At 46.1% G+C, this 26,156-nt stretch carries 22 protein-coding genes; 8 read left to right on the top strand and 14 right to left on the bottom strand.

Annotation, left to right across the window (positions count from 1 at the left end; translation table 11 throughout):
• The first annotated feature begins 392 nt into the window (after positions 1 to 392).
• Both guaA (NBH16_RS18780) and guaA (NBH16_RS18775) read left to right on the top strand, forming a co-directional pair.
• The gene (guaA, locus tag NBH16_RS18780) at positions 393 to 1,913 is read left to right on the top strand and encodes a glutamine-hydrolyzing GMP synthase (RefSeq protein WP_005854975.1); all 1,521 of its coding nucleotides are present in this window, start codon (positions 393 to 395) and stop codon (positions 1,911 to 1,913) included.
• Positions 1,914 to 1,964: 51 nt separating this feature from the next.
• Positions 1,965 to 3,272 carry a glutamine-hydrolyzing GMP synthase gene (gene guaA, locus NBH16_RS18775; RefSeq protein WP_005854978.1) on the top strand — a complete coding sequence of 436 codons (1,308 nt, stop codon included), beginning with the start codon at positions 1,965 to 1,967 and terminating at the stop codon, positions 3,270 to 3,272.
• Between the two features lie 88 nt (positions 3,273 to 3,360).
• Here guaA (NBH16_RS18775) and NBH16_RS18770 read toward each other — a convergent pair whose 3' ends face one another.
• From NBH16_RS18770 to NBH16_RS18740, 7 genes are all read right to left on the bottom strand, one after another.
• Positions 3,361 to 4,098: a 3-keto-disaccharide hydrolase gene (locus tag NBH16_RS18770; RefSeq protein WP_250788962.1), complete on the bottom strand. Its 738-nt coding sequence runs from the start codon at positions 4,096 to 4,098 to the stop codon at positions 3,361 to 3,363.
• Between the two features lie 109 nt (positions 4,099 to 4,207).
• Positions 4,208 to 4,906, bottom strand: a complete 699-nt coding sequence (locus NBH16_RS18765; RefSeq protein ID WP_005854983.1) for a 16S rRNA (uracil(1498)-N(3))-methyltransferase — start codon at positions 4,904 to 4,906, stop codon at positions 4,208 to 4,210.
• 31 nt (positions 4,907 to 4,937) lie between these two features.
• Positions 4,938 to 6,254 carry a NupC/NupG family nucleoside CNT transporter gene (locus tag NBH16_RS18760; RefSeq protein WP_250788961.1) on the bottom strand — a complete coding sequence of 439 codons (1,317 nt, stop codon included), beginning with the start codon at positions 6,252 to 6,254 and terminating at the stop codon, positions 4,938 to 4,940.
• Positions 6,251 to 6,892 (bottom strand): bifunctional nuclease family protein, encoded by a 642-nt coding sequence (locus NBH16_RS18755; protein ID WP_005854990.1) that lies wholly within the window; start codon positions 6,890 to 6,892, stop codon positions 6,251 to 6,253. Before NBH16_RS18755 ends, NBH16_RS18760 begins: the two co-directional genes overlap by 4 nt.
• 72 nt (positions 6,893 to 6,964) lie before the next feature.
• Complete coding sequence (locus tag NBH16_RS18750; protein ID WP_250788960.1) at positions 6,965 to 8,965, bottom strand: sensor histidine kinase; 2,001 nt, start codon at positions 8,963 to 8,965, stop codon at positions 6,965 to 6,967.
• A 238-nt stretch (positions 8,966 to 9,203) separates the two neighbouring features.
• A complete protein-coding gene (locus tag NBH16_RS18745; RefSeq protein ID WP_008773322.1) occupies positions 9,204 to 10,001 on the bottom strand; it encodes a M48 family metallopeptidase in 798 nt (265 codons plus the stop codon).
• 8 nt (positions 10,002 to 10,009) lie between these two features.
• Entirely contained in the window at positions 10,010 to 10,939 is a 930-nt protein-coding gene (locus NBH16_RS18740) for a DUF5106 domain-containing protein (protein WP_034530440.1), read from the bottom strand.
• A gap of 81 nt (positions 10,940 to 11,020) precedes the next feature.
• On the opposite strand from NBH16_RS18740, the gene NBH16_RS18735 reads away from it, so the two are divergent.
• The 6 genes from NBH16_RS18735 to NBH16_RS18710 all read left to right on the top strand — a co-directional run bounded on the left by NBH16_RS18735 (position 11,021) and on the right by NBH16_RS18710 (position 19,626).
• Positions 11,021 to 11,908, top strand: coding sequence for a LysR family transcriptional regulator (locus NBH16_RS18735; RefSeq protein WP_008773321.1), 888 nt, complete (start codon positions 11,021 to 11,023; stop codon positions 11,906 to 11,908).
• 109 nt (positions 11,909 to 12,017) lie between these two features.
• On the top strand, positions 12,018 to 13,073 hold the full coding sequence (locus NBH16_RS18730) for a YeiH family protein (RefSeq protein ID WP_009275901.1): 1,056 nt from the start codon (positions 12,018 to 12,020) through the stop codon (positions 13,071 to 13,073).
• A gap of 86 nt (positions 13,074 to 13,159) precedes the next feature.
• Complete coding sequence (locus NBH16_RS18725; RefSeq protein WP_005855004.1) at positions 13,160 to 15,505, top strand: transglycosylase domain-containing protein; 2,346 nt, start codon at positions 13,160 to 13,162, stop codon at positions 15,503 to 15,505.
• 229 nt (positions 15,506 to 15,734) lie between these two features.
• The gene (locus tag NBH16_RS18720) at positions 15,735 to 17,300 is read left to right on the top strand and encodes a glycerol-3-phosphate dehydrogenase/oxidase (RefSeq protein ID WP_121962819.1); all 1,566 of its coding nucleotides are present in this window, start codon (positions 15,735 to 15,737) and stop codon (positions 17,298 to 17,300) included.
• A 32-nt stretch (positions 17,301 to 17,332) separates the two neighbouring features.
• A complete protein-coding gene (glpK, locus tag NBH16_RS18715; RefSeq protein ID WP_048928652.1) occupies positions 17,333 to 18,832 on the top strand; it encodes a glycerol kinase GlpK in 1,500 nt (499 codons plus the stop codon).
• 56 nt (positions 18,833 to 18,888) lie between these two features.
• Positions 18,889 to 19,626, top strand: coding sequence for an MIP/aquaporin family protein (locus NBH16_RS18710; RefSeq protein WP_005855011.1), 738 nt, complete (start codon positions 18,889 to 18,891; stop codon positions 19,624 to 19,626).
• On the opposite strand, the gene NBH16_RS18705 is transcribed toward NBH16_RS18710, so the two are convergent.
• Genes NBH16_RS18705 through NBH16_RS18675 form a run of 7 tightly spaced genes read right to left on the bottom strand, consistent with a single transcriptional unit; the run spans position 19,592 to position 26,030 of the window.
• Positions 19,592 to 20,071 (bottom strand): hydrogenase maturation protease, encoded by a 480-nt coding sequence (locus NBH16_RS18705; RefSeq protein WP_196009473.1) that lies wholly within the window; start codon positions 20,069 to 20,071, stop codon positions 19,592 to 19,594. The two genes, NBH16_RS18710 and NBH16_RS18705, sit on opposite strands and share 35 nt — an antisense overlap.
• Positions 20,068 to 20,805: a Ni/Fe-hydrogenase, b-type cytochrome subunit gene (gene cybH, locus NBH16_RS18700; RefSeq protein ID WP_005865039.1), complete on the bottom strand. Its 738-nt coding sequence runs from the start codon at positions 20,803 to 20,805 to the stop codon at positions 20,068 to 20,070. The genes NBH16_RS18705 and cybH overlap by 4 nt, the downstream gene beginning before the upstream one ends.
• A 14-nt stretch (positions 20,806 to 20,819) precedes the next feature.
• A complete protein-coding gene (locus NBH16_RS18695; protein ID WP_005855015.1) occupies positions 20,820 to 22,541 on the bottom strand; it encodes a nickel-dependent hydrogenase large subunit in 1,722 nt (573 codons plus the stop codon).
• A gap of 15 nt (positions 22,542 to 22,556) precedes the next feature.
• The gene (locus NBH16_RS18690) at positions 22,557 to 23,654 is read right to left on the bottom strand and encodes a hydrogenase small subunit (protein ID WP_005865043.1); all 1,098 of its coding nucleotides are present in this window, start codon (positions 23,652 to 23,654) and stop codon (positions 22,557 to 22,559) included.
• A 19-nt stretch (positions 23,655 to 23,673) separates the two neighbouring features.
• Complete coding sequence (gene hypE / locus NBH16_RS18685) at positions 23,674 to 24,723, bottom strand: hydrogenase expression/formation protein HypE (protein WP_122144927.1); 1,050 nt, start codon at positions 24,721 to 24,723, stop codon at positions 23,674 to 23,676.
• Positions 24,724 to 24,729: 6 nt separating this feature from the next.
• Positions 24,730 to 25,809 carry a hydrogenase formation protein HypD gene (hypD, locus tag NBH16_RS18680; protein WP_146375161.1) on the bottom strand — a complete coding sequence of 360 codons (1,080 nt, stop codon included), beginning with the start codon at positions 25,807 to 25,809 and terminating at the stop codon, positions 24,730 to 24,732.
• On the bottom strand, positions 25,797 to 26,030 hold the full coding sequence (locus NBH16_RS18675) for a HypC/HybG/HupF family hydrogenase formation chaperone (protein WP_005865048.1): 234 nt from the start codon (positions 26,028 to 26,030) through the stop codon (positions 25,797 to 25,799). Before NBH16_RS18675 ends, hypD begins: the two co-directional genes overlap by 13 nt.
• Positions 26,031 to 26,156 lie beyond the last annotated feature (126 nt).

Raw genomic sequence — 26,156 nt, 5'->3', positions numbered from 1 at the left:
TCTTTTAATGCTAAAATTAAGGCGTTTAGAGCTGCTTTAAGAGGAGTAACGGATATAAAATTCTTTCTTTTCAGACTTACAAAGCTGTATGCTTAATCCCCCAGGTTTATCGGGTGAGCCATCCTTAGGGGGATTTGTGGTTTTCCTCTTGAGGTATTCATCTTCTAATGGCTGTTGCATGATTGTCCACCATCCGTTGCATGATCATGCAACGGATGGTGGACAATCATGCAACAGATGGTGGATAATGAATATCTCAGGAAGAAAGGCGTAATAGGACAAGGGAAGATCCTTTAAAAGTATCGTGATAAGGAAGAATATTTGCCCAGTGTGTTTATGCTTCCCGAATTTATTACTACCTTTGCGCCACTCAATTAAATAATCATAATTGCATGCACGAGAAACTTATTATTCTTGATTTCGGCTCGCAAACAACCCAGCTTATCGGCCGTAGGGTCAGAGAGTTGAATATGTATTGTGAGATCGTTCCTTATAACAAATTCCCGCATGACGCTACCGACGTGAAAGGTGTGATCCTTTCCGGAAGTCCTTATTCCGTATACGATGAGAATGCCTTTAAGGCTGATTTGACCGAGATACGGGGGAAGTATCCCGTCTTAGGTATTTGTTATGGAGCGCAGTTTCTAGCTTATACATCCGGAGGTAATGTGGAACCGGCTAATTCACGTGAGTATGGACGTGCTAATTTGTCGCACATTGATGGTGAGGATGAATTACTGAAAGGGATCCATGTGGGTTCGCAGATATGGATGTCTCATGGAGATACGATTACCGTATTGCCGGATAATTTCAAGGTGATCGCCAGCACGGACGACGTGAGGGCTGCCGCTTACCATGTGGAAGGTGAGCAAACGTGGGGCGTTCAGTTTCATCCGGAAGTATTCCATTCGACAGACGGTACGAAGTTGCTGGATAACTTCTTGAATATTTGCGGATGTGCCAAGGATTGGACACCGGCTTCCTTTATCGAATCTACCGTAGCTGAGTTGAAGGAGCAATTGGGAGATGATAAAGTGATCTTGGCTCTTTCCGGCGGTGTGGATTCATCTGTTACGGCCGTATTGCTGAATAAGGCGATCGGTAAGAACTTGACTTGCATTTTCGTGGATCATGGTTTGCTGCGCAAGAATGAGTTCGAGAACGTAATGAGGGATTATGAGCATTTAGGATTGAACGTGATCGGCGTAAACGCAAAAGATAAGTTCTATAAAGAACTAGCGGGCGTTACGGAACCGGAGAAGAAACGTAAGATCATCGGCAAAGGATTTATCGATGTCTTCGATGAGGAGGCGCATAAGCTGAAAGATATCAAGTGGCTGGGGCAAGGTACGATTTATCCGGATGTGATCGAGTCGCTGTCTATCACAGGTACGGTTATCAAGAGCCATCATAATGTGGGCGGACTTCCGGATACGATGAACTTGAAACTCGTCGAGCCGCTTCGTCTTCTTTTCAAGGATGAGGTTCGCCGTGTCGGTATGGAGTTGGGTATGCAACCGCATTTGATCAAGCGCCATCCGTTCCCGGGACCGGGATTGGGTATCCGTATCTTGGGTGATATCACGCCGGAAAAGGTACGTATCCTGCAAGACGCTGACGATATCTATATGTCATTGATGCGTGAGTGGGGACTTTACGATAAGATTTGGCAAGCTGGGGTAATCTTACTTCCGATTCAATCCGTAGGTGTAATGGGCGATGAGCGTACCTATGAGAATACGGTAGCTTTACGTGCGGTAACTTCCACGGACGCCATGACCGCCGATTGGGCGCAGCTTCCGTACGAGTTCCTCGCCAAAGTTTCCAACGAGATTATCAATAAGGTGAAAGGCGTAAATAGAGTCGTGTACGACATCAGCTCGAAGCCGCCTGCAACCATCGAGTGGGAGTGACATTTGTCTTAGGTATAACAAAGTGTAAAATCAATAAAATTTAAAAGTCACATGAAGCAAGATATGATTGTTATCTTGGATTTAGGTAGTCATGAGAATACGGTGTTGGCTCGTGCTATTCGTGCGTTAGGCGTTTATAGTGAGATTTATCCGCATGACATCACGGTTGAGGAATTAAAAGCCTTGCCAAACGTGAAAGGTATCATTATCAATGGTGGTCCAAACAATGTTATCGACGGTGTAGCTATCGACGTGAATCCGGGTATTTACGAGATGGGCACTCCTGTAATGGCCGCAGGTCACGATAAGGCGTTGTGCGAGGTTAAATTACCGGAGTTTACGGATGATGTCGAGGCGATCAAGGGCGCTGTCAAGTCTTTCGTGTTCGATACTTGCAAGGCTGAGGCAAACTGGAATATGACGAATTTTGTCAATGACCAGATTGAATTGGTAAAGCGTCAGGTAGGGGATAAGAAAGTTCTGCTGGCCTTGTCTGGAGGTGTCGATAGCTCTGTAGTAGCCGCTTTGCTTTTGAAAGCGATCGGCGATAAATTGGTTTGCGTGCATGTGAATCATGGTTTGATGCGTAAGGGCGAGTCCGAGGATGTCGTTGAGGTCTTCAAGAACCAGTTGAATGCCAATTTGGTGTATGTAGACGCTACAGATCGTTTCTTGAACAAGCTAGCTGACGTGGAAGATCCGGAGCAAAAGCGTAAGATTATCGGTGGTGAGTTTATCCGTGTATTTGAGGAAGAAGCTCGCAAATTAGATGGAATCGATTTCTTGGCTCAAGGAACGATCTATCCGGATATCGTGGAGAGTGGAACGAAGACGGCTAAGATGGTGAAATCCCATCATAACGTAGGCGGTCTGCCGGAAGATTTGCAATTTGAGTTGGTTGAGCCTTTGCGTCAATTATTCAAGGACGAGGTTCGTGCTTGTGGCGTAGAGTTAGGTTTGCCTTATGACATGGTTTATCGCCAGCCGTTCCCCGGACCGGGTTTGGGCGTACGTTGCTTGGGCGCTATCACTCGTGATAGACTGGAAGCGGTACGTGAGTCGGATGCGATCTTACGGGAGGAGTTCAAGAACGCCGGATTGGATAAAAAGGTATGGCAATACTTTACGGTAGTACCCGACTTTAAGTCGGTTGGCGTACGTGATAACGCCCGTTCTTTCGAATGGCCCGTGATTATCCGTGCCGTCAATACGGTAGATGCCATGACCGCTACGATCGAGCCGGTTGATTGGCCTATCTTGATGAAGATTACGGATCGTATTTTGAAAGAGGTGAAGAACGTGAACCGTGTATGCTACGATATGTCTCCGAAACCGAATGCGACAATTGAGTGGGAGTAATTAGGCTTACTTATTAAACAGATATAAAAAGGCCCGGTGATTTATCTGAATCCCGGGCTTTTTATTTATATACGATAGATTCGAAGAACTATTTTAGTTCACGGATCTTGATATTACGGAACCAGATCGGATAGCCATGATCTTGCAGACCGATATAACCTTCTTTAGAAATACCTTCGGTAAAGCCCGGGAAGTTCTTGAATTTACTGTTAGCTACCAAATCATCCCACTCTTTGCTCCATAAAGTATACTCAACAACTTTCTTACCATTTTGGGTATGCGTTACTTTTCCTTCTTTTACACGGATTACGATCGTATTCCACTCGCCGGCAGGATTAACTGTTTTCGGATCTGCGGGAAGCATGTCATATAGAGAACCTGCTAAGTGGTTCGCTAATTTGTTGTCGGTTGCGTCCACGTTATCTAGTACCTGTACTTCGGGAGCCGCATAATAAATAGGTTTACCGGGTACTTCGCGTACATAATAGAAGATACCGGAGTTTCCCATCTTGCTCGCTTTCCAGTCTACCGAGAGCTCGAAGTTTTTGAATTTCTTGTTCTGGTAAAGGATATCGCCATTAGCGCCTTGTCCCGGTTTCTTACCTTCGCCGGTAAATACTTTCATGGCATTGTCTTCTATAACCCAGTTTGCGGGCATAGCGGTACCGTTACATTGGCGCCATCCAGAGAAGTCTTTTCCGTTGAATAATAATTCCCAGCCAGCTTTTTTTTCCTTCTTAGTCAATGTATTCGGAGTTTGAGCGAAACAGGGGATAGCCATAGCTATGGCCGAAAGAATCAAGAATGATTTGAACAACTTTTTCATGTTACTTAAATTGTTATTAGATTAGATTTGTTAATATCATTACAAATGTAGCAATTTGCTTAATAACCCTTATGAGGATTAACGTATTTTTAATGGAAATAGGATTATTCTATTGATTTAACACATGAATCGTATGGCAAGCCACTAGCGCAGCCGTTTCCGTACGCAGCCGGCTCTCTCCTAAAGAGATCGGCTCGAAGCCATTCTCTTGAGCCAGCTTGATTTCTTCCGGGCTAAAATCACCTTCCGGTCCGATGAGGATTAAGGCATTCTCTCCCGGCTGATACGTATGTTTTAATAGTGGCTTCTCGCCTTCCTCGCAATGGGCGATAAACTTACGCCCGTCAAAGGGAGTGGCGACAAACTTCTTGAAATCTGTCATTCCTTCTAACGCCGGCAAAGTCGCTTTCTGGGATTGCTTCATGGCACTGACCAATATCTTCTCCAATCGAATCGGCTTGATCTCTTTACGCTCCGAGAAACGACAATTCAAACAGGTGATCGCATTGATCCCTATTTCCGTCGCTTTCTCCACGAACCACTCCATCCGGTCCATGTTTTTGGTAGGAGCTATGGCTATATGGAGATTGAAGTTCCAGAGATCGGGTTGTTTCCAACTCTCTAAGAGGGTCACCTCACAATGTTTGGGATGCGCCCGACTAATAGCCGCTTTATAAAAAGAGCCTTGCCCATCCGTCAATACTATCTCATCGCCTTCACCTAGACGAAGTACCCGTATACAATGTCCTGCTTCTTCTTCCGGTAATTCCGGCTTGATAGCTATATCTGGTGTATAAAAAATCTGCATGACCATCTAATTTTCAATTCTCAATTCTCAATTACCCAAGGATCATACCAATTATAGTAGCCGATAGCACAGAGACCAGGGCTCCGCCGATCATGGCCGGTACGCCGATACGTGAAATTAATCCTCGTTTTTCCGGGGCTAATACGCCCAATCCGCCTAATAAGATACCGATAGACGATATATTAGCGAATCCGCAAAGGATATAAGTAGACATCAAGATCGATTTCTCATACATGAATAATCCGGCATCTTTCCATTGCTGTAATTGGAAATAGGCGACAAATTCGTTCAATATGGTCTTTTGTCCCAATAAAGAACCAACTAACATGATGTCTTGGCTGGGAACCCCGATCAACCACATGAAAGGAGAGGTGATTACGCCCAGTATAAATTGGAAGGTCAAGCCCTGCGCCTTACCGTCCGTAATCTTTACAATCCAGTCGTTCAGTCCGGTATAACGCCCTATCACACCTTCCGTAATATAATTCGCTAACGCTACAAGGGATATGAATACCAATAACATCGCGGCAATATTCGTCATCAACTTTACGCCGGTAACCGTACCCGATGAGATGGCATCTAGAATATTCGAGTTCTCTTTTTCCTTACCGGAGATAGCTACATGGTCCGTGGCTTCTTCCGTCTGCGGACAAAGCATTTTCGCTAAAACGATTGAACCCGGTACTGCCATTACGGAAGCCGAGAGCAAGTGAGTGGCGAATAAAACCTTCGCCGCCGGGTCTGTTCCTCCCAACATACCTATGTAAGTACCCATTACGGAACCGGCGATCGTACCCATTCCGGATACCATGACCAAAAATATCTCCGAACGATTCATCGTCGGCAGGTAATTCTTGATCAACACAGGAGATTCTGTCATTCCCATAAAAATATTACCGGCGGCCACTAATCCCTCCGAGCCGGATATATTCATGAATTTACGCAATACCCACGCAAAGGCACCGACTACTTTCTGGATAATCCCCCAATGGTAAAACATGGAAACCAAGGCGGAGAAGAAAATAACAATCGGTAGCGAATGAAGCAAGAAACTGAATCCTGCCGCTTTAGAGGCATACGGGCCTAATAAGAAAGTAAGACCGGCATCCGTGAAGTCCATCAACTTAACAAATATCTTGCCACATCCTTCCAATAGGATTCCGACGAACGGCACATATAAAACCGCCAAGGCGAATACGATCTGCATGAACAAACCTCCACCTACTAATTTCCAATCGATCCGTTTACGATCATAACTCATCGCATAGGCGATACCTAAAATCGTAATGATCCCAAGCAGACCCCTTAAAAGTGAGACCAGTCCGAATCCTCCTTGTTCTCCAATCATTTGTTTGTGTCCTCCTCTTCTTCTCGACGGCGCAACTCGTCTTTATACATTTTCGCGTATTCGTAATTTTCGTCGGCTATAGCGTCTTCCAATCGCTCGTTTATTTCTTGGATATCCAATAGGCTTAACCATTTCTTTAACTGGGCTTCGTCCTTAATCTCATCCGGTTCTAATTCTAATAAATTGTCATCCTCCTCCGGTTCGTCAGCGGGGATGGACAGGGTGTCTTCCAGTACGACACCGCATTCCTTTACAATCTCCTCGGAAGTAAAGATGTCGCAATTTACCCGAAGCGCTATGGCAATCGCGTCGGAAGTACGAGAGTCCAGCTTTATCGAGCGCTCACCGTCGCTAAACTCTAATTCTGAGTAAAACACACCATCTTCGAATTTGTATATGTAGACTTCCTTAAGAATGACGTTGAAGGCTTGCGCAAAAGTGGCGAATAAGTCGTGTGTTAATGGACGAGGAGGTACGATATGCTCCAAAGCGATCGCTATAGACTGTGCTTCAGCGGTTCCTACGATGATTGGAATTCGCCGTGGACCATTTTCCTCTGCCAAAATTAACGCATAGGCCCCGGATTGAATTTGGCTGTTCGCTAATCCTTGAACCCTTAATTTTATTCTTGTACTCACAGATCTGAAATTTAAAATTGTATACAAAAGCAAAAGTAATATTATTTTCGGGATTATCGCGAATAAATGTGATTAATCACTTTCAGTGTGTTTGGGGTTAAGGGGAAGGATAATGGAAAAACGGCTTCCTTTTCCTATTTCGGACTCTACGGCGATATACCCATCGAAACGTTCGGCTATCACTTTACAAATGGATAGTCCCAAGCCGGTACCTTTGGCGAATTCATCCAGTTTCGTGAAACGATTGAAAACGGCGTCTTGCTTTTCTTTCGGGATACCAATGCCGGTATCTTCTACGAAAATATGTACATGCCGCTCTTCCTCTCGGTATTCATAACCAATCAATATATATCCCTTTTGCGTGAATTTAATAGCGTTGCTAAGAAAGTTGGTAATCACTTGTGTCAACCGAAGCTTATCCGTGAGAATGGATATGCTTTTTTCCGGTATTTGCATACGAAGTTCTACGTTCTCCGGCATTAAAACTTGGAAAGTCTGGTAAATCGTGCTTATTAATTCATTTAGAGAATATTGCTGGAAGGAGAATGACATACGGCCCGATTCGATACGGGAAAGATCTAAGATATCATTGATAAGGTTCAATAACAGATCGCTGTTCGTATTGATTAACTCGGTAAAGTTTTCCCGTTCTTCCTTACTAAGCTCGATGTCTGTGTTCATAAGATTCGAGAATCCGACAATAGCGTTCAATGGAGTCCGTATCTCATGGCTCATATTCGCTAAAAATGCCGATTTCATTTGGTCGGACTCTTTAGCCTTCTCTAAGGCTACTTCCAGTTCCTTGTTCTGTTTTACCAAATTGGCTTGCGCTAATTTCTTATATTTCTGTTCTCTGGAATATAGCTTCCATAATCCCGTGGCAACGATATTGATAAAAATGAACGCTACGCAAATGAAAGCGATTAGCTGTTTCTTGTATAGCTCATAAAAAGGGATATTGACTAAACGGGCATAAGAAGGGATCTTCTCGATAGGTATTCCCCATGCTTTTATGGTATGCCATACGAGAATATATTCCTTACTGCTTTCTTTGATCGGAATTTCTACGACAGGGGTCCCTTTCAACACTAACGAAGCCATTTCCGCCTGTTCTCGTGCTTGTATTTCTATGGATGTGAAATAACCTCCGATGTATCGATTCCGTCTTTTAGCCGGATGATATTGAATCGGTTCGTAATGAGCGGAGAAGCTGGGATAATTGACTAATTGATAAAAAGCTTCGGAGGTATGATCGTATTTTATATCTAGATAAGTGCTTTGATCCAGAGTGCCGGACAAATTAAAGAGCAAAGAAGATCCCGGTAAAACTCGGTATGGAAGGGTATTTATTTTTGCGATACAGTTTTTTCCCGGTAGCGACCGCATCTGAGTGCCATTTTGGGTAAGGTCTATGAGCCTCTTTACAAATAGACTGTCATTTGTTCCGATTTTATCTAACTCTAGCCCCCGGATTTTAAGGCGGATTATTTCTATTTCCGGGTGTCCTTGTATTTGTTGCCAAAAGTCATTAAAGGATTTTCTTCCAAGGATTGTCCGGTCGCAAGGAATCTGGATTTGCAATACTCCGAATAATTTATGTATAAATTCTATATTCTTGATGAAGTCTTGTTTGTCGTGTAGTCCGGTAACATTGGGGTACTTCTTTAAAAGCGACCAATTCGGATAATTTACGCCGGCGAAAACAATCGGTATTTCTTTTAGATACGGGTGTCCGCAAGCTAATAAAGAGTAGCAAGCTTGATCATCGTTTACTAATATGATATCGGGTTTAATCTCTTTGATCGAGTCAATATAATTATACATTCGGGCTATTTCGGCACTATCCAGATATTGCTCGCAATCTAGATAGAATGTATGAATCTTCGGGTTTATTTTTTGCTTATTGAATGTTCGTTCCAGCACTTCATTAAAAATCGGGTAGGTATCTTTCTTTTGCTCAAAAGAATGGATAAGCACGACTTTCTTTTCTTCTTTTTCTTGGCAACCTAGGGTTAACAAAGAGACAAGAAATATGGATATAGCAAAAATTAAATATTTATGTGTGTGTTTCATGATTCTTAATAGATAGATCTTTTGCAAAGGTAGAAGTTTTTTTGATTATCAAAGCAAAAAAAAATGGTCATCCGTCACGGACGACCAATCTTCATTGCTAACCTTAAATCTAATACCATGAAAAACACGGTGCAAATATATAGTATTTTATGTTGTACAGCATGATTCCGTGGCGCAAATCCTTGATACGTTAGCTTTATTTTAATAATAGTCCTTCCTGCTAAAGGACCGTTAACAGTTATTGCTTGCTTTTCACGTACTCATCGGCCTTCTCTTTTACCCGATCGGCACGTTTTTGAGTTTCGGGATGGCTTGAGAACATCTGCATAAACTTGGACGATTTAGCTTCTGACTCACTCAGTTGTAACAATTTATTTAATGAGTTAGACATTCCGTACGGATCTCGCCCGTTATCTATACAAAACTGGAAACCGAATTCGTCCGCCTCATACTCTTGTTTCTGGGAATATTGAGCGCCGGCCAAGGCCTGTGCCATGTCTCCCAGTTGAGAGTCGGTCAGTTTGGATACGGTTCCACTTACAGCTCCGGCGGCGTTTTTAGCGGCGGAGGTCAAGTAAGCGTTTTTCATGGCGTCTTTAGAGTCGGAATGAACGACGTGCCCGATCTCATGACCGATAACGGCGAATACCTCGTCATCGTCCATGATTTTCATCAATCCGCCACATACGCGTACACTTCCGTCTCCACAGGCGAAAGCGTTTACATCTACTACATTATATACTTTAAAGTTTAAGTCTAGGCCGGAAACTTTCTTTACATTGGCGGTCAAGCGTTCCAAGCGTTGTCCCATTTCCGTATCCGGACCTGCTACCTCGTTATGAGTGTCCATCCATTGGATGTACTCTTTTGCCATTTTGGCTACATCCTCGTCGGATAGAGTAGCGGCATGCGCTACATCAGTCGCGGCATTAATCACTTTTTTCGTATTAATGGTCTTGCCGCCAATCTTGAATTGGGCGGAAACCGTTAGGCTCACTCCTGCTAAGAAAGCCAAGGACAATAAGATTTTTTTCATGTTTTAAATTAGTTAGTTGTTTGTGATAAATAATTTTCGATCTGTTGAAAAGTAGCGTCTTTCAACAATACTTTTTTCTCTTTGTTTAATAGATATAATGTGGGTATCGCTTTTAAGTCGTAGATCTCGTCGTTTTTAAGCGAAACACTTTTGTCGTATGAGTTGATCCAATCTTTAGGCATGACGGAAACATGCTCTTTCCATGCGTCCAGATCCTCGTCCGGATAAACGGCTAAGATCTTTAGTTTGTTGCTTTTTGAAAATTCATTGATCAAGAAGGACGATTCCATTTGTCTGGTTATTTCTTGACAAGCATGACAGTCCGGATTATAGAAAAATAATAATAGATAATCCGCTTTTATATTGTATAATTTCCCGGTTTTTCCGTTCGCTAATGTGTACGTGAAATCGGTCGCAGGCGTCCCGATTCTGTTTTTTAATGCGAGCTCTAGCAAATGGGCGGGACGTATCTTTTCCACATCGCTTAATGACGAGGATTCGGTAAGATATTCCAATACCGCTATATACATTTCCTCATTCCTTAGGGGGGAGTTCGGGTCGTATAGATATTTCTCCATCATCTCGGAAAAGTACTGAAACATGGCACTGTCTTGTTCTGTTTGTTTCATCATCGCTTTTACGGAAGAAGACATAGCCGCAGGCGAGACATAGTTCATCAAATCTATATAGTTGGATAATGCCTGCTCGGTCACTTGAGGTTCATGGATATAGGTCGTATCCTTGAAGTCGAATTTATCCCAATAATGTTTCACTAAATATTCGGCCCTTTCCACTGGGTCCGTGATTAAGGTGGGGACCGAGACCATTTCAAAGGTGGGTGGCGCTACATTGGATTCCTCCGTTTTTTGATTGCGTTGACCACTGCATGCGTTGACGGTCAACGTCAACAATAAAACATATAGATATTTCATATTCATTCATATATTTATGTTTCAATCCACAAATATATAGTATTTTTTTTATCTTTGTTAAATTAAAACAGCAAAAGGTAGAATATCATGGATTTTCGATTAAAAGTATTTCATAGCGTAGCTTGTAACTTAAGCTTCACGAAAGCGTCCCGGGAATTGTTCATTAGCCAACCCGCTATTAGCAAGCATATCCATGAGTTGGAGGTTCAGTATAAGACGCCTCTCTTTGAACGAACAGGTAGCCAGATCCGTTTAACTCGTGCGGGCGAGTTGTTGTTTTCGCATACCCATTCCTTATTGGCTTCGTATCGTCAATTGGATTTCGAGATGAATCTGTTGACAAATAATTTTCTGGGGGATTTACATTTAGGTGCCAGTACGACAATATCCCAATATGTTCTTCCGCCCGTGCTTGCTTTATTCATTAAGATGTTTCCGGATATACATGTATCTGTATTGAATGGGAATAGCCGGGATATAGAGTTGGCTTTGCGAGATGGAAAAATAACGTTAGGATTGGTGGAAGGGACTACCCGTCAAAATACGATGCATTATATACCTTTTATGAAGGATGAGTTAGTGGTTGTCACTCATGTAGGGTCTAAGTTGGCTGCTTATGACGAACTGACGTTGGAACAACTTTGTGCTTTGCCCGTAGTACTTCGTGAAAACGGCTCCGGTACGCTTGAGGTCTTGGAGGGGACCTTGGCAAAACACCAGATCAAACTGTCGCAATTGAACGTATTATTGCAGCTAGGTAGTACGGAGAGTATCAAATTATTCTTGGAAAATTCCGATGCTTTGGGAATTCTATCTATTCGGGCGGTGACACGTGAGCTGATGGCTGGACGTTTGAAAGTGATCGATATTGAGGGCTTTAAGGCCGAACGGACTTTCTCCTTTGTGGAGCCGCAGGGACAGAACAGCGGTATGGAAGAAAGTTTCATGCGTTTTGCCAGTCAACATTGGCAATAACTTTAGGTTATTCGCTATAAAAACTTGTGAAGTAAGGGATCGGATGAAAATATGTACTTTCGCGAACGAAATCAAATAATGATATGTTGTACTAAATAAATCAATAATTATGTTTAGTGAAAAACGAGGTAACGTATTACATGGTGTCTTGCTGATAGCCCTTTTCTCTTGTTCCGCATTCTATATCGCGGAGTTCCAGTTTATTAAACAATTGTCATTCAGTCCGCTGATTGTCGGTATTATTTTAGGTATGTTGTACGCCAACAGCCTAAGAAACCATTTGCCGGAGACGTGGGTTCCGGGTATCCTGTTTTGTACTAAGCAAGTGCTTCGTGCGGGTATCGTACTATATGGGTTTAAGCTGACCTTCCAGAGCGTGATTGCGATCGGCCTTCCGGCAATCCTGATCGATATGGTGATCGTGGTGCTTACCATCTTGATCGGTGTTTGGGTGGGGCGATTGATGAAAATGGATAAAGACCTTGCTTTACTGACCGCCACGGGTAGCGCTATTTGCGGGGCTGCCGCGGTATTGGGCGCTGAACCGGTCGTGAAGTGCGAGGCTCATAAGACGGCGGTTGCCGTATCGACAGTCGTGATTTTCGGTACGCTTTCTATGTTTATTTATCCGGTGATGTACCGTGCGGGTATTCTTGATTTAGACCCGGAGCAAATGGGACTTTATACGGGTGCGACCTTGCATGAGGTAGCTCATGTGGTAGGAGCCGGTAACGCTATGGGAAAGGAAATTTCGGATGCGGCTATTATCGTGAAAATGATTCGTGTGATGATGTTAGCTCCTGTGCTAGTGGTCATGAGTTTCATGTTGGCTCGAACCGCCGTGAAGTCCGTGGTTAACGGGGGGAGGAATGGCGGAGGCGTTGCCCCTTCTCGTGGTAAGATCACTATTCCTTGGTTTGCGTTTGGTTTCTTGGCCGTGATTGGTTTCAATTCGCTCGACTTGCTTCCTCATGCGGTTGTAGATGGGATCAATCAGGTAGATACATTCATGCTGACAATGGCCATGACTGCTCTTGGTACGGAGACTAGTATCGAGAAATTTAAGAAAGCTGGCGCTAAGCCCTTTGTTTTGGCCGCTATTTTATATGTTTGGTTACTAGCTGGTGGTTATTTGTTGGCGAAATATGTGCCTCAACTTGCATAAGATCGTATTTTCCTCTATTTTTGTGATCTTAAATAGGTCGTTGTGGATAAGATGAGTCTTTTATCCATACCGTGAAATATAAAAAGATGGCATCAAAGATTACAAAAGGTATCCTTATTTCTTGTTGGATAGTATACCTCGCTATATTAGGGGCGGTGGTAATGGTGTTTATGGCGATAGCGAATGGTTCAATTGGTTATATGCCTCCGGTGGAACAATTGGAGAACCCGATTGATAAATATGCTTCCCAAGTTATCTCCTCGGACGGAAAGGCGTTGGGAGCCTATGCGCATAGCAAAGACAATCGTATTTACGTGAATTATGAGGATCTTTCGCCGGATTTGGTGAAAGCCTTGATCGCTACCGAGGATATCCGGTTCGCCGAACATAGCGGTATCGATGCGCAGGGTTTGTTTCGTGCCATCGTGAAGCGGGGTATCTTGATGCAAAAAAGCGGTGGTGGCGGTAGTACCATTACCCAGCAATTAGCGAAGCAATTATTCTCGCCGAGTGCCGATAATATGATGGAACGTCTTTTCCAGAAACCGATCGAATGGGTGATCGCGGTTCAATTGGAACGTTATTACACAAAGGAAGAGATTATAAATATGTATCTGAATAAGTTTGACTTCTTGTACAATGCCGTGGGAATCCAATCCGCATCTCGTGTGTATTTCGGGAAGACCCCTAAAACCTTGAAGATCGAGGAAGCCGCCACGTTGGTAGGCATGTGCAAGAACCCTTCTTATTTCAATCCGGTTCGCCATAACAAGCGTACCATCGGCCGTCGTAATACGGTTTTGGAGCAGATGGAAAAGGCCGGGTACATAACCAAGGCGGAATGTGATTCGTTGAAGGCTTTACCCTTGGTCGTACATTTTACCCGTATGGACCATAAAGACGGTTTGGCTCCTTACTTCCGTGAATACCTTCGTCTGACAATGACCGCGAAGAAACCGGAGCGTAAGGATTACGCCTCTTGGCAATCTCAGAAATTCAGTGAGGACTCATTATCTTGGGCGACGAATCCATTATATGGATGGTGTAACAAAAATAAAAAAGCCGACGGAGAATACTATAATCTTTATACGGATGGCTTGAAAATCTATACGAGTATCGATTCCCGTATGCAGAAATATGCGGAAGACGCTGTCCGTGAACATATGAGTAAAGATCTTCAACCGGCTTTCTTCCGGGAAAAGAAGGGACGTAGCTATGCTCCGTTCTCAAGAGACGTAAGTGTCGGTCAAGTAGACACGATGTTGATGCGTGCGATGCACCAGACAGATCGTTACCGGGCGATGAAGAAGAGTGGAATGGCTGAGGCCGATATGCGCAAGGAGTTTGAGAAGCCTGTCGATATGCGTGTGTTTAGTTGGGATGGTCCGATCGATACGATCATGTCTCCCTTGGATTCGATTCGTTATCATAAGAGTTTCTTGCGTACGGCGTTTATGTCGATGGACCCTCGCACCGGGCAGGTCAAGGCATATGTAGGTGGTATTGACTATAATGACTTCCAATATGATATGGTGAATGGCGGTCGCCGTCAGATCGGTTCTACCATGAAACCGTTCCTTTATTCGTTGGCGATGATCGAGGGGATCAGCCCTTGCGACCAGATGCTACATGTGCAGCAGCAGTTGATGGACGAGAACGGCCGTTTGTGGGTTCCCCGTAACGCCAGCGCGAAGCGAATCGGCGAGATGGTTACGATCAAGTGGGGATTACAGAACTCGGATAACTGGGTAACCGCTTATCTGATGAGCCAGCTCTCACCTTATACGTTTGTTCGTTTGCTTCATTCTTTCGGTTTGAAGAATCATATCGATCCGGTTATCTCGGTCTGTCTGGGTACTCCGGATGTATCGGTGGGTGAGATGGTCGGAGCCTATACGGTATTTGCCAACAAGGGCATCCGGGTAGAACCTTTATTCGTGACCCGTATAGAAGATTCATATGGAAATACAATTGCGAACTTTACCCCACAGATGAGTGAGGTGCTGACGGAAGATGCTTCCTATAAGATGCTACATATGTTGAAAAGCGTAATCGACGGTGGTACCGGAGGACGTGTACGTTTCCGCTACGGTATCAAGGCGGAGATGGGTGGTAAGACCGGAACGACCCAGAATAACTCCGACGGTTGGTTCATGGGATTTACGCCTAGCTTGGTTTCCGGCTGCTGGGTAGGCGGCGAGGACCGTTCCATCCATTTCGACCGCTTGGCGGAAGGGCAGGGAGCGAGTATGGCGTTACCGATTTACGCCCTTTATATGCAAAAGGTTTATAAAGATAAAACGTTAGGCTACTCGGAAGACGAGACTTTCGAGATCCCCGAGAAATACGCGAACCCATGTAGCGAAGGAGGGGAGGAAGATAGCCCTACGACTCCACCGGATACAGGAGGTATCGATAAGATGTTTGAGTGATAATAATCAGACTATTACAGTTTTTTTAATTCCCCGTAAGGAAAACTTTTGTTTCCCTATAGCAAAACAAAAGTTTCTTCAGCAGGAAACTTTTGTTTCTTCCAATAGAAACTGCAGTTATCTTTATGGAAAACAGAAAGCGCTACTGATCCTTTTTCCCAAATCCTTTGTTATACTAAGAATTAATGGTTAGATTTGTGACTGTTAATCTTAATAAAGGAGGAGCTATATGGACCGTAGTAAAATGATTTCTCAGTTGGAAGACCCGTCTGAAGTCTTTGATTTTCTTGTGATCGGAGGAGGAGCTACCGGCATAGGTATCGCTCTGGATGCTTCGACAAGAGGATATAGAGTCGCCTTATTCGAACAATCGGACTTTACGAAAGGAACTTCCAGCCGTAGTACGAAGTTGGTCCATGGCGGTGTCCGTTATTTGGCGCAAGGAGATGTCTCCTTGGTTCTGGAAGCTTTGCGCGAACGAGGCCTGCTACGCCAGAACGCTCCCCATTTGGTAAAAGATCAAACCTTCTTAATCCCTTGTTATCGTTGGTGGGAAGGCCCGTTTTATACGATAGGCCTGATCCTATATGATGTGATGGCCGGAAAATTAGGTCTGGGACGTTCGGTTTGTATCGGCCCGAAACGGGCGCTTCGTACCATTCCGATGCTTCGTCCGAAAGGGATGACCGCCGGGGTGCTTTATCACGACGGCCAGTTCGATGATTCCCGCCTTGCGATTAATATGGTCCGCAGCTCTATCGACGCCGGTGCTTGTATCTTGAACTACGCGAAAGTCATAGGGCTTCTGAAGGACGGTGACCACAAAGTATCCGGCGTTACGGTTCGAGATGAGGAGACCGGTACGGTTTATCAAGTAAGATCCCGTTGCGTGATCAACGCTACTGGTGTCTTCGCCGATGAGATCTTGCAAATGGACGAGCCGGGTAAACGCCCGACCGTTCGCCCCAGTCAAGGCGTCCATTTGGTATTGGATTCCTCTTTCTTGCAAAGTGATTGCGCCATTATGATTCCTAAGACATCGGATGGACGTGTGTTGTTCGCCGTACCTTGGCATGATAAAGTCGTGGTAGGGACAACGGATACCTTGATGGAATCGCCGGAAAAAGAGCCGGTAGCCTTAGAGAAAGAAATCCAATTTATACTCGATACGGCCGCTAACTATTTGACCCGGCCACCCAAGCGAAGCGATGTCTTATCTGTGTTCGCGGGGCTTCGTCCGCTCGCCGCTCCCCGTAGCGAAGGTAAAAAGACAAAAGAGATATCACGTAGCCATAAATTGATCCGGGAGAAATCCGGCTTGATCACCATTATCGGAGGCAAATGGACAACCTACCGGAAAATGGCTCAAGATACCCTAGACCTAGCGATACGTTACATGCATATTCCTACAAAAGACTGTATTACCGAGCGTTACCAAATCCATGGTAGCCGGAAGAATCCGGATTTCTCCGATCCTTTATACGTATATGGTACGGATGCCGACGAAATCCGTAACTTAGTGGCCTCTTCCCCCGCCATGGCGGAGAAGTTGCATCCGGACTATGCCTATACGGTAGGAGAGGTAACTTGGCTGGTCCGTAATGAGATGCCTCGTACTTTGGAGGATGTATTGGCACGCCGTTTGCGTATCTTATTCTTAGACGCACGGGCGGCGATGGCGATGGCTCCTAAAGTAGCGGGGATTCTGGCTACGGAATGGGGGAAGGACGAGACTTGGACCTCTGCTCAGGTAAAGGCGTTTAATGAGGTTGCCTCGAATTATATACTGAATTGACAAATTGATAAACGATACTAATATAGAAGGATATGAATTTTCGAAATAAATATGTGTTGGCGATCGATCAGGGAACCACTAGCTCCCGGGCTATACTGTTTAATCATCAAGGAACTATTATTACGTTGGCTCAGAAGCCATTCCAACAGTATTTCCCGAAACCGGGCTGGGTAGAGCACGACCCGAATGAGATTTGGTACACCCAATCGTCTGTCATCAAGGAGGCGATGGCAAAAGCGGATGTCACGGATAGCCATATCGCCTGTATCGGAATCGCTAACCAACGGGAGACTACCATCATCTGGGACCGGGAGACTGGCTTTCCCGTATACAACGCGATCGTATGGCAGGATCGCCGTACGGCGGATTATTGCGAGGAACTTAAATCGCAAGGTTGGGCGGAACGTATCCAGCAGAAGACCGGATTGGTGATCGACGCTTATTTCTCCGCCACGAAGATAAAATGGATATTGGATAACGTAAAGGGTATCCGGGAGCGTGCGGAGCGGGGAGAGCTATGCTTCGGTACGGTAGATACTTGGCTGGTTTGGAAACTTACCCGGGGCGCTCAATTCATTACGGATGTGACGAACGCTTCCCGTACCATGCTTTTCAATATCCGTACTTTGAGATGGGACCAAGAGTTATTGGACTTGTTTACGATACCTGCCTCGATGTTACCGCAAGTGAAAGCCTGTAGCGAGGTTTACTGCGAGACATCAACCCCTATTTTTAAGAAAGGCATCCCGGTATCCGGTATGGCCGGCGACCAACAGGCGGCTCTGTTCGGTCAGCTCTGCGTAGAGGATGGTATGATCAAGACAACCTACGGAACCGGCTGCTTTATGATCCTGAATACCGGCAAGGAACCCGTTCTTTCCCAGAATAACCTATTGACAACGATCGCGTGGAAATTAGGGGATCAGACGACCTATGCGCTGGAAGGTAGTGTCTTTGTGGGAGGTGCCGTCGTTCAATGGTTGAGGGATGGGATCGGCTTGATTCCGAATGCCTCGATTACGGAGCAAATGGCGAAATCCGTCAGTGATAATGGGGGTGTTTATTTTGTGCCGGCGTTAACGGGTTTGGGTGCGCCGTATTGGGATCAATACGCACGTGGCGCTATTATCGGGATTACCCGCGGAACTACGGCGGCTCATTTAACCCGTGCGGCTTTGGAGGGCATCTGCTATCAAGTATATGATGTATTGATGGCCATGGAAAACGATATTCACGCCAAGCCGAAAGAGATTCGGGTAGATGGCGGTGCTATCGCTAATAACTTCTTGATGCAATTCCAGTCCGATATCTGCCGCTGTCCGGTCGTACGTCCGAATGTATTGGAGACGACTGCTTTGGGAGCCGCTTATTTGGCGGGCTTGGCGATCGGCTATTGGAAGGATATCGATGAACTGAAAGAACAATGGTGCTTGGATAAGGTCTTTAACCCACAAATGAAAGAGGATACTGCCCGTAAATTATTGAACGAATGGCATAAGGCGGTGGGGCGTTCTCAGAATTGGGCTGAATAATGAAAATCATCTTATAGGCAGATTAACAAGTTAACAAATTCTTAAATTATTATCTTATGTCTCCATTTTTAGCGGAATTATTAGGGACTATGCTCTTGATCCTGATGGGAGGAGGAGTTGTAGCGAATGTCTGTTTGTCGAAAACAAAAGGCAATGGAGCGGGCTGGATAGCGATAACGACCGCTTGGGCTTTAGGCGTATTTATCGGTGTTGTGGTAGCCGGCCCTTATAGTGGCGCACATTTGAATCCGGCGGTATCGATCGGCTTGGCGATCGGAGGGACTTTCCCTTGGTGTGATGTATGTACTTATATAGCCGGGCAAATGATAGGTGCCGCTTTGGGCGCTTTATTGGTCTGGCTGGTTTATAAGGATCACTTCAACGCTACGGATGATCCGGATGCGGAATTAGGCGTATTCTGTACGAGTCCTGCTATCAAAGATTATCCAATTAATTTCTTAGGTGAGATGATCGGTACGTTCGCCTTGATGTTTGTCGTATTTTTTATAACGGACGGAGAACTAACCTACGAAAGCAATAGTACCTTGCCGATAGGTTTAGGTTCGGTAGGTGCCATTCCGGTAGCGTTTACGGTCTGGGTAATCGGCCTTTCCTTAGGTGGAACTACCGGTTATGCGATTAACCCTGCCCGTGATTTAGCTCCCCGGTTCATACACTTTATTTTGCCGATCAAGGGAAAAGGCAGCAGCCATTGGGAGTATGCTTGGGTACCTGTTTTAGGGCCGATAGCTGGGGCCGCTATTGCCGGTATGCTCTATTATGTATTGAAATAATCTCTTGTATCATCCGGATCACTTTCGGAACCGCCGCCTTTACCTCGGGTGTCAGATCCATTCCGACCTCGTTGATATTGAGGGTGGAGATGACAATGAGATGGGTTTCTGGGAGATCTTCGGTTAGGATCATGGCGTCGATCATATCTTTTAGACCGATCTCGTGGGCGCTCATGAGCGGGGGAAAGTCGGTGGCGTAACGAGGTTGGATCAGACGGACGGTGCCCGGAGGGTTATTATCCAGCGTGGCGTCGATCATGATGATACGGTCATATCCTTGCAGCCAACTTAATAAATGAAGTCCTCCCGTGCCCCCGTCCATCAAATGGACGTGAGCCGGGAGCTTCTCGTTTTCTAAAGCCTTGATAACGTGTATGCCTACACCTTCGTCTTTCAGCAATAAATTGCCTACTCCTAATACTAATGTTTCCTTCTCCACTTTCATCCTTTTTTAGCGATCTTAGTGATAGTCTCGGCAGTCTCGGTTACCTCTTCCTTGTCCGCTATGTCTTCCTCGATAAACTTCCAGCCACCGATGATGGACGAAGTCTCGCCACGTTGCTCGATATAGTCATGATAAAATACCAGATAAATATGAACGATAGCGAAAAGGATGAAGAACCACATCAGGAAATGATGAATCTGGCGAGCCATCAAATCCCCGCCCATCAACGGGATGGTCCATGCGAACAATTGCGGGAAGAAAGACTGACTCATCTTGGCGTATAGGCCGAATCCTGTGATACTTTGTAACAAAAATGCCCAGAAAGTTCCGAAATAAATTAAGCTAGCCAAGGCGTTATGCCCGATACTGTCTACCGGTTTGTTCTTAATCATCAAGATATCTACCTTGATCACCTCCAATACCTCTTTCCATTGGGATTTCTTTAAAGGGATGAAGTTATTCCATCTGGCATAACGATTCCCGACGAATCCCCAATAAAGCCGGAATACGAAATTGAAGAAGAATACGAACGCTGTTACGAAATGGATAAACCGAACCACGCCGAACCAATAGCTGAAATAAGCCTCCGAAGCGGACATGATCGCGGGAGGATCGGCGATGATAAAGCCTGTCACGCAGAGTATGACGATACAGAGCGCATTCACCCAATGATAGATACGTACGGGTAATTCCCATACATACACTTCTCTTAAACGTTTCTTACGACTCTTCATGGCTCTATTGCTTTTTAGAATGTATCAACTTGGTGCACATATTTTCCTTCCTCGTCATACAGATGCACGGCACAAGCCAGACAAGGATCGAAAGAGTGGATCGTCCGAAGAATCTCTAAGGGTTGCTTCGGATCGTATATCGGCGTACCGATCAAAGCGGACTCGTAGGCGGACAATACGCCGTTCTCATCCCTCGGTGAGGCGTTCCAAGTAGTAGGCACTACCATCTGGTAGTTCTTTACCCGGTTCTTGTCGATCACGATAAAATGGGCTAATGCTCCACGGGGAGCTTCGGCCAATCCTACGCCTTGCTCATGATCGGGCCAGTTCTCCCGTTCCCATTCGGCACTGTTTGCCATCCGGGAATCCCCGTTTTCGAGGTTCTTGATCAATTGGTTGAAAAACTCAAGGGCCCAGTCCGCTGCCATTCTACATTCCAATCCACGAGCAGCGGTGCGTCCTAGGGTAGAGAATAAAGCATCTACCGGCAAGTCGAGCTGACGTAAAGTCTCGTCTACGATACTCTTTTGGGGTTCCTTCCCTGCGGCGTAGGCTACGATCAAACGAGCTAACGGACCCACTTCCATTGGTTCCTGTTTCCACCGTGGCGTCTTGATCCAACTATATTTATCCTCTACGTCCAATAACTTATAGGGGGGACGAGGGCCAGTATATTCCAGATGGGTCTCTCCCTCGTAGGGATGCAAACCGGCTTTGTCTCCTTGCGTGTATTTATACCATGAATGATAAATGTACTCCTTGATTTCTTCCGGGGAGTTAGCGTCTACGGGATGTACCTTGCTAAGGTCACGATCCAAGACGATTCCTCTGGGGATCTTATAACTTTCCACTTCCCCGAGATCGAACACCGGGTAGTCTCCGTAAGACAAATAGTTTCGTACTCCTCCGCCAATCTTACTCCATTTGTCTTTATAGACGTTGGCGATCATCAATAAATCTGGGATATAAACTTGATTGATGAATGTTTTCGCCTCCTCTAGTTTCTGCTTTACCAGAGCGAGTCGATCTGCGTTGATCGCATTGGCCTCATTTAAGTCGATGCTGCAAGGCATACCGCCTACGATATAGTTTGGATGCGGATTCTTGCCCCCGAACACAGCGTGTACCTTGACGACCTCTTTCTGCCATTCCAATGCGTCCAGATAATGGACGGTAGCGATAAGGTTCTGTTCCGGCGTAAGTTTATAGTCCGGATGTCCCCAATACCCATTGGCGAATATACCAAGCTGCCCGCTGGCAACGAACTTCTTTAGTCGTTCTTGAGTGGCGGTGAAATACCCCTCGGTATTCTTTGCCCATGGAGAAAGTTGCTGGGCAAGTAAAGCGGCGGCTTTCGGATCGGCTTTTAAGGCGGATACCACATCTACCCAATCCAATGCATGCAATTGATAGAAATGCACCGTATGGTCATGCATGTACAATACGGCTTGCATGATATTACGAACCATACTGGCGTTGGGAGGGATCACGATACCCCGTGCGTTCTCGACCGCCCGTACCGAGGCAAGCGAGTGGATGGAAGTACATACGCCGCAAACACGGCCTACGAAAGCCCATACATCCCGGGGATCCCGGTCTTTTACGATATTCTCGATGCCCCGCACCATGGTACCCGAGCTATAGGCGTTCTTGATAGTGCCACCTTCTATTTCAGCCTCTACCCGCAGGTGGCCTTCTATACGGGTAATGGGGTCTATGACAATTCTTTCTGACATGATAGTAGTGTTTTATTAGATCGTAGATTTACTTTCCGGCTCATCATTGTCGATAAGCTCTTTTTTCCGTATGTTAGTCGCTACGGCATGTACGGCGATACCGGCGGCGGTAGCGGCTCCTAGAGCCAGACCGATCTGATCCGCCGTGGCCTCGATACCGAATCCGTGTATATCGGGCATACGTTTATAGAACGGGCTGTTGTCCCAGAAATTCTCCTCGCTGCAACCTAAACAGGGGTGACCGCTTTGGATTGGGTAACTGGTGCCCTCGTTCCATTTGATGATACCGCACGAGTTATAGGTGCTTGGACCTTTGCATCCCACTTTATACAGGCAGTAGCCATGCTTGGCGTTCTCATCGTCGAAGCTCTCCACGAACAAACCGGCGTCGAAATTCGCACGGCGGTAGCACGTATCATGTACCCGGCGGGAGTAGAACATCTTCGGACGGCCCAATCCATCCAATTGTGGCATACGATCGAAGGTCAACATATAGATAATGACACCCGCCATCACGTCGGCGATCGGAGGACAGCCTTGTACATTAATAATAGGTTTACCTTTGATGACTTTATGGATACCTTTAGCGCCGGTAGGATTCGGGTTCGCCGCTTGCACGCAACCGGCGGAAGCGCAGTTGCCCCAAGCGATGATCGCTTTAGCTCCTGCGGCGGCCTCTTCGGTGATCTGCAAGGCACTCTTGCCGCCTACGCAACAATAAGCCTCGTCTTTTGTAGGTAACGATCCCTCGATCATCAGCAGATAATTGCCGTAATATTTTTTCATGGTCTCTTCCTTAGCGGCCTCGGCCTGTTCGCCGGCGGCGGCCATCAGCGTCTCGGTATAGTCTAGGGAAATCTTGTCTAACAACAAGGTAGCCACGATCGGGTGGGCGGCACGGATAAACGATTCGGTACAACAGGTACATTCCTGTAGGTGTAGCCAGATGATCGGAAGGCGGGGTTTCGTCTCCAAGGCATTTACTACCTGTGCCACTCCCGAAGCCTCCAATCCCATCAGGGCGGCCATGGTGGTACAGAACTTCAGGAAGTCCCGGCGGGAGATGCCTTTCTGACGGCACTCTTCGTAAACGGACGGTCTTTTATTTTCCATATCTCAGCAATTAAGTATTCTAACAAATACGGGGGAGTTGCTCCCCGCTTAGCATATCGATGATCCGGTAGTTACCGTATAATGTCTTCATCTTGACCCGGGCTTGCTCTCCGCTTTGCTTGGTGATACGGCCGATAACGGTCGCTTGCCTGCCCTCCTCAAAACGTCTCATAAGGGGTAACGCTTGTTCCGCAAGGCTTTCCGGCAGGATCACAAGAACCAATCCTTCGTTCGCTATATAAAGTGGGTCTAATCCTAGCATCTCGGATGCGGCACGTACCGCTTCCGGAATAGGCAGGGCGTCTTCGTCCAGCAGGATATCCACACCAGCGTCTTGGGCGATCTCGTTGAGGGTTCCGCTTACGCCACCTCGGGTGGGGTCACGTAAGACATGTACCTCTCCTATAGTATGTAACAGCTCAGAAATCAGAATGTTTAGCGAAGCGGTATCACTTTTTAGATCCGTCTCGAATCCCAAGCTTTCCCGTGCGGAAAGGATCGTGATACCATGTAGACCAATCGGGCCGCTACAAATGACGACATCGCCGGGAGTCGCTTGGTCTGGGGCGATTCGTATGCCCGGAGGGACGATCCCGATCCCACTAGTGTTGATAAACAATTTATCGCATTTGCCCCGTTCCACCACTTTTGTGTCTCCTGCTACGATCTGTACGCCGGCACGCTCCGCCGCACGTTTCATGGATTGTACGATACGCTGAAGATCTGCTAGAGGCAAGCCCTCTTCCAGTATAAACCCGGCGGTCAGATACAAAGGACGGGCACCACAACAAGCCAAATCGTTAACGGTCCCGTTGATCGCCAGATCACCGATATCTCCTCCGGGGAAAAAGATCGGGTCTACCACGAAGGAGTCGGTAGAGTAGGCCAGTCGCCCTTCTTCCATAGGGAACACGCATCCGTCATGATCCTGCTCCAATAATGGGTTCCGGAAAGCCGGATAAAATACTTGGCTGATCAGTTGGTGTGTCATGCGTCCTCCCCCTCCGTGCGCTAGTAACACACGGTCTGAGTCGGTAAAAGGAATCGGGCAATTCAAGTGTATATTCATATCTTTCTATTTATATCTATAATAAGCGGCACAAACCCCTTCCGAGGAGACCATCGGGGCTCCCAGCGGATGGGTGGGATGGCAGGCCTTCCCGAAATGGGGACAGTCCGAGGGTTGTCTCAAACCTCTCATAATCAGACCGGCGATGCATTCGGATGCGATCTGGTTTTCTTCCGGACACAATTGAAATCTCATTCGGGAGGAATATCTTTTATATTCGGACCGAAGTTGAAGCCCGCTGGAGGGGATGATTCCGATGCCCCGCCAGTCTTGGTCGCAAGGTTCCAGCATCTCGTCCATAAGTTGGCGGGCGGCGGCATTCCCTTGTTCGGGGACGGCCCGTTTGTAAGCGTTCTCTACCTCATAACTTCCGGCTTCCAACTGGGAGACACAGCGGTAGATACCATATAATAGATCTACCGGCTCGAATCCGGTGACGACCATCGGGATTTTATATCGGGCGGTTAATCGGTGATAGGCCCTGTTGCCTGTGATGGCGCAGACATGTCCGGCTGTCAGGAAACCGTCTACTTTACTTTCCGGATCGGATAAGATAGCCTCGATAGCGGGTGGTACCGTGAATAGGGAAGTCAATATGGAAAAGTTCGGAAGTCCTCGGCGTATGGCCTCTTTCAAAGCCATGAGGTGGACAGGTGCGGTTGTCTCAAAACCAATCGCGAAGAATACGATTTCCTTATCCGGGTTCTCCTCGGCCAGTGATAGGGCATCCAAGGGCGTATATAGCATACGGATATCCGCTCCTCTCGCTTTTACGCTCAATAAATCCTCCTTACTTCCCGGAACTCGCATCATATCCCCGAAAGAGGCTAAGATCACATTCGGCTGTGTCGCCAACTTCAAGGCGTAGTCGATTGTCTCGACCGGTGTTACACAGACCGGGCAGCCCGGCCCATGGAGCAGTTGAAGATCCGGCGGCAACATCTCTTCCAGCCGATAACGGGCGATAGCATGTGTTTGCCCGCCACAAATCTCCATGATATACCAAGGTCGTGTCACCTTTTTGCGGATGGCCTCCAGAAGAGTTTGTACCTTCTCGTTGCTTCTATATTCGTCTACGAAACGCACTTTTGTAATTCTTTAAGGTCTTTCAGTGTTTCCTCCGCTTCTTTCTCATCTACAACAGATATAGCGATCCCTGCGTGAGCGAGGATATAATCCCCCTGTTTCACATCCACCCATTCAATACATATATTCTTTAGGATGCCTCCGAAATCAACTTTAGCCATGGTCATTTCGGGGATGCTTCGATCGATTGAGATAATCTTTCCGGGTACCGCTAAACACATATCGTTTCAATTTATTTAATAACCTCAAAGATACTTAATATGTTTAAGTGGGAAAGATAAAATTGATAAATATTATTTATAAGATGATAGATAATATCTCTTTAGTAAATACGATAGTCGATTCGT

Source organism: Parabacteroides sp. Y3-G-102 (genome assembly GCF_023656845.1).
GTDB lineage: Bacteria > Bacteroidota > Bacteroidia > Bacteroidales > Tannerellaceae > Parabacteroides > Parabacteroides distasonis.
This window is presented reverse-complemented; position numbering and strand designations above follow the sequence as displayed.

Bases quoted from the DNA above. Each gene is read 5' to 3' on its own strand.
- guaA (WP_005854975.1), top strand. From the start codon at position 393: ATGCACGAGAAACTTATTATTCTTGATTTCGGCTCGCAAACAACCCAG.
- guaA (WP_005854978.1), top strand. From the start codon at position 1,965: ATGAAGCAAGATATGATTGTTATCTTGGATTTAGGTAGTCATGAGAAT.
- NBH16_RS18770 (WP_250788962.1), bottom strand. From the start codon at position 4,098: ATGAAAAAGTTGTTCAAATCATTCTTGATTCTTTCGGCCATAGCTATG.
- NBH16_RS18765 (WP_005854983.1), bottom strand. From the start codon at position 4,906: ATGCAGATTTTTTATACACCAGATATAGCTATCAAGCCGGAATTACCG.
- NBH16_RS18760 (WP_250788961.1), bottom strand. From the start codon at position 6,254: ATGATTGGAGAACAAGGAGGATTCGGACTGGTCTCACTTTTAAGGGGT.
- NBH16_RS18750 (WP_250788960.1), bottom strand. From the start codon at position 8,965: ATGAAACACACACATAAATATTTAATTTTTGCTATATCCATATTTCTT.
- NBH16_RS18745 (WP_008773322.1), bottom strand. From the start codon at position 10,001: ATGAAAAAAATCTTATTGTCCTTGGCTTTCTTAGCAGGAGTGAGCCTA.
- NBH16_RS18740 (WP_034530440.1), bottom strand. From the start codon at position 10,939: ATGAATATGAAATATCTATATGTTTTATTGTTGACGTTGACCGTCAAC.
- NBH16_RS18735 (WP_008773321.1), top strand. From the start codon at position 11,021: ATGGATTTTCGATTAAAAGTATTTCATAGCGTAGCTTGTAACTTAAGC.
- NBH16_RS18730 (WP_009275901.1), top strand. From the start codon at position 12,018: ATGTTTAGTGAAAAACGAGGTAACGTATTACATGGTGTCTTGCTGATA.
- NBH16_RS18725 (WP_005855004.1), top strand. From the start codon at position 13,160: ATGGCATCAAAGATTACAAAAGGTATCCTTATTTCTTGTTGGATAGTA.
- NBH16_RS18720 (WP_121962819.1), top strand. From the start codon at position 15,735: ATGGACCGTAGTAAAATGATTTCTCAGTTGGAAGACCCGTCTGAAGTC.
- glpK (WP_048928652.1), top strand. From the start codon at position 17,333: ATGAATTTTCGAAATAAATATGTGTTGGCGATCGATCAGGGAACCACT.
- NBH16_RS18710 (WP_005855011.1), top strand. From the start codon at position 18,889: ATGTCTCCATTTTTAGCGGAATTATTAGGGACTATGCTCTTGATCCTG.
- NBH16_RS18705 (WP_196009473.1), bottom strand. From the start codon at position 20,071: ATGAAAGTGGAGAAGGAAACATTAGTATTAGGAGTAGGCAATTTATTG.
- cybH (WP_005865039.1), bottom strand. From the start codon at position 20,805: ATGAAGAGTCGTAAGAAACGTTTAAGAGAAGTGTATGTATGGGAATTA.
- NBH16_RS18695 (WP_005855015.1), bottom strand. From the start codon at position 22,541: ATGTCAGAAAGAATTGTCATAGACCCCATTACCCGTATAGAAGGCCAC.
- NBH16_RS18690 (WP_005865043.1), bottom strand. From the start codon at position 23,654: ATGGAAAATAAAAGACCGTCCGTTTACGAAGAGTGCCGTCAGAAAGGC.
- hypE (WP_122144927.1), bottom strand. From the start codon at position 24,723: ATGAATATACACTTGAATTGCCCGATTCCTTTTACCGACTCAGACCGT.
- NBH16_RS18675 (WP_005865048.1), bottom strand. From the start codon at position 26,030: ATGTGTTTAGCGGTACCCGGAAAGATTATCTCAATCGATCGAAGCATC.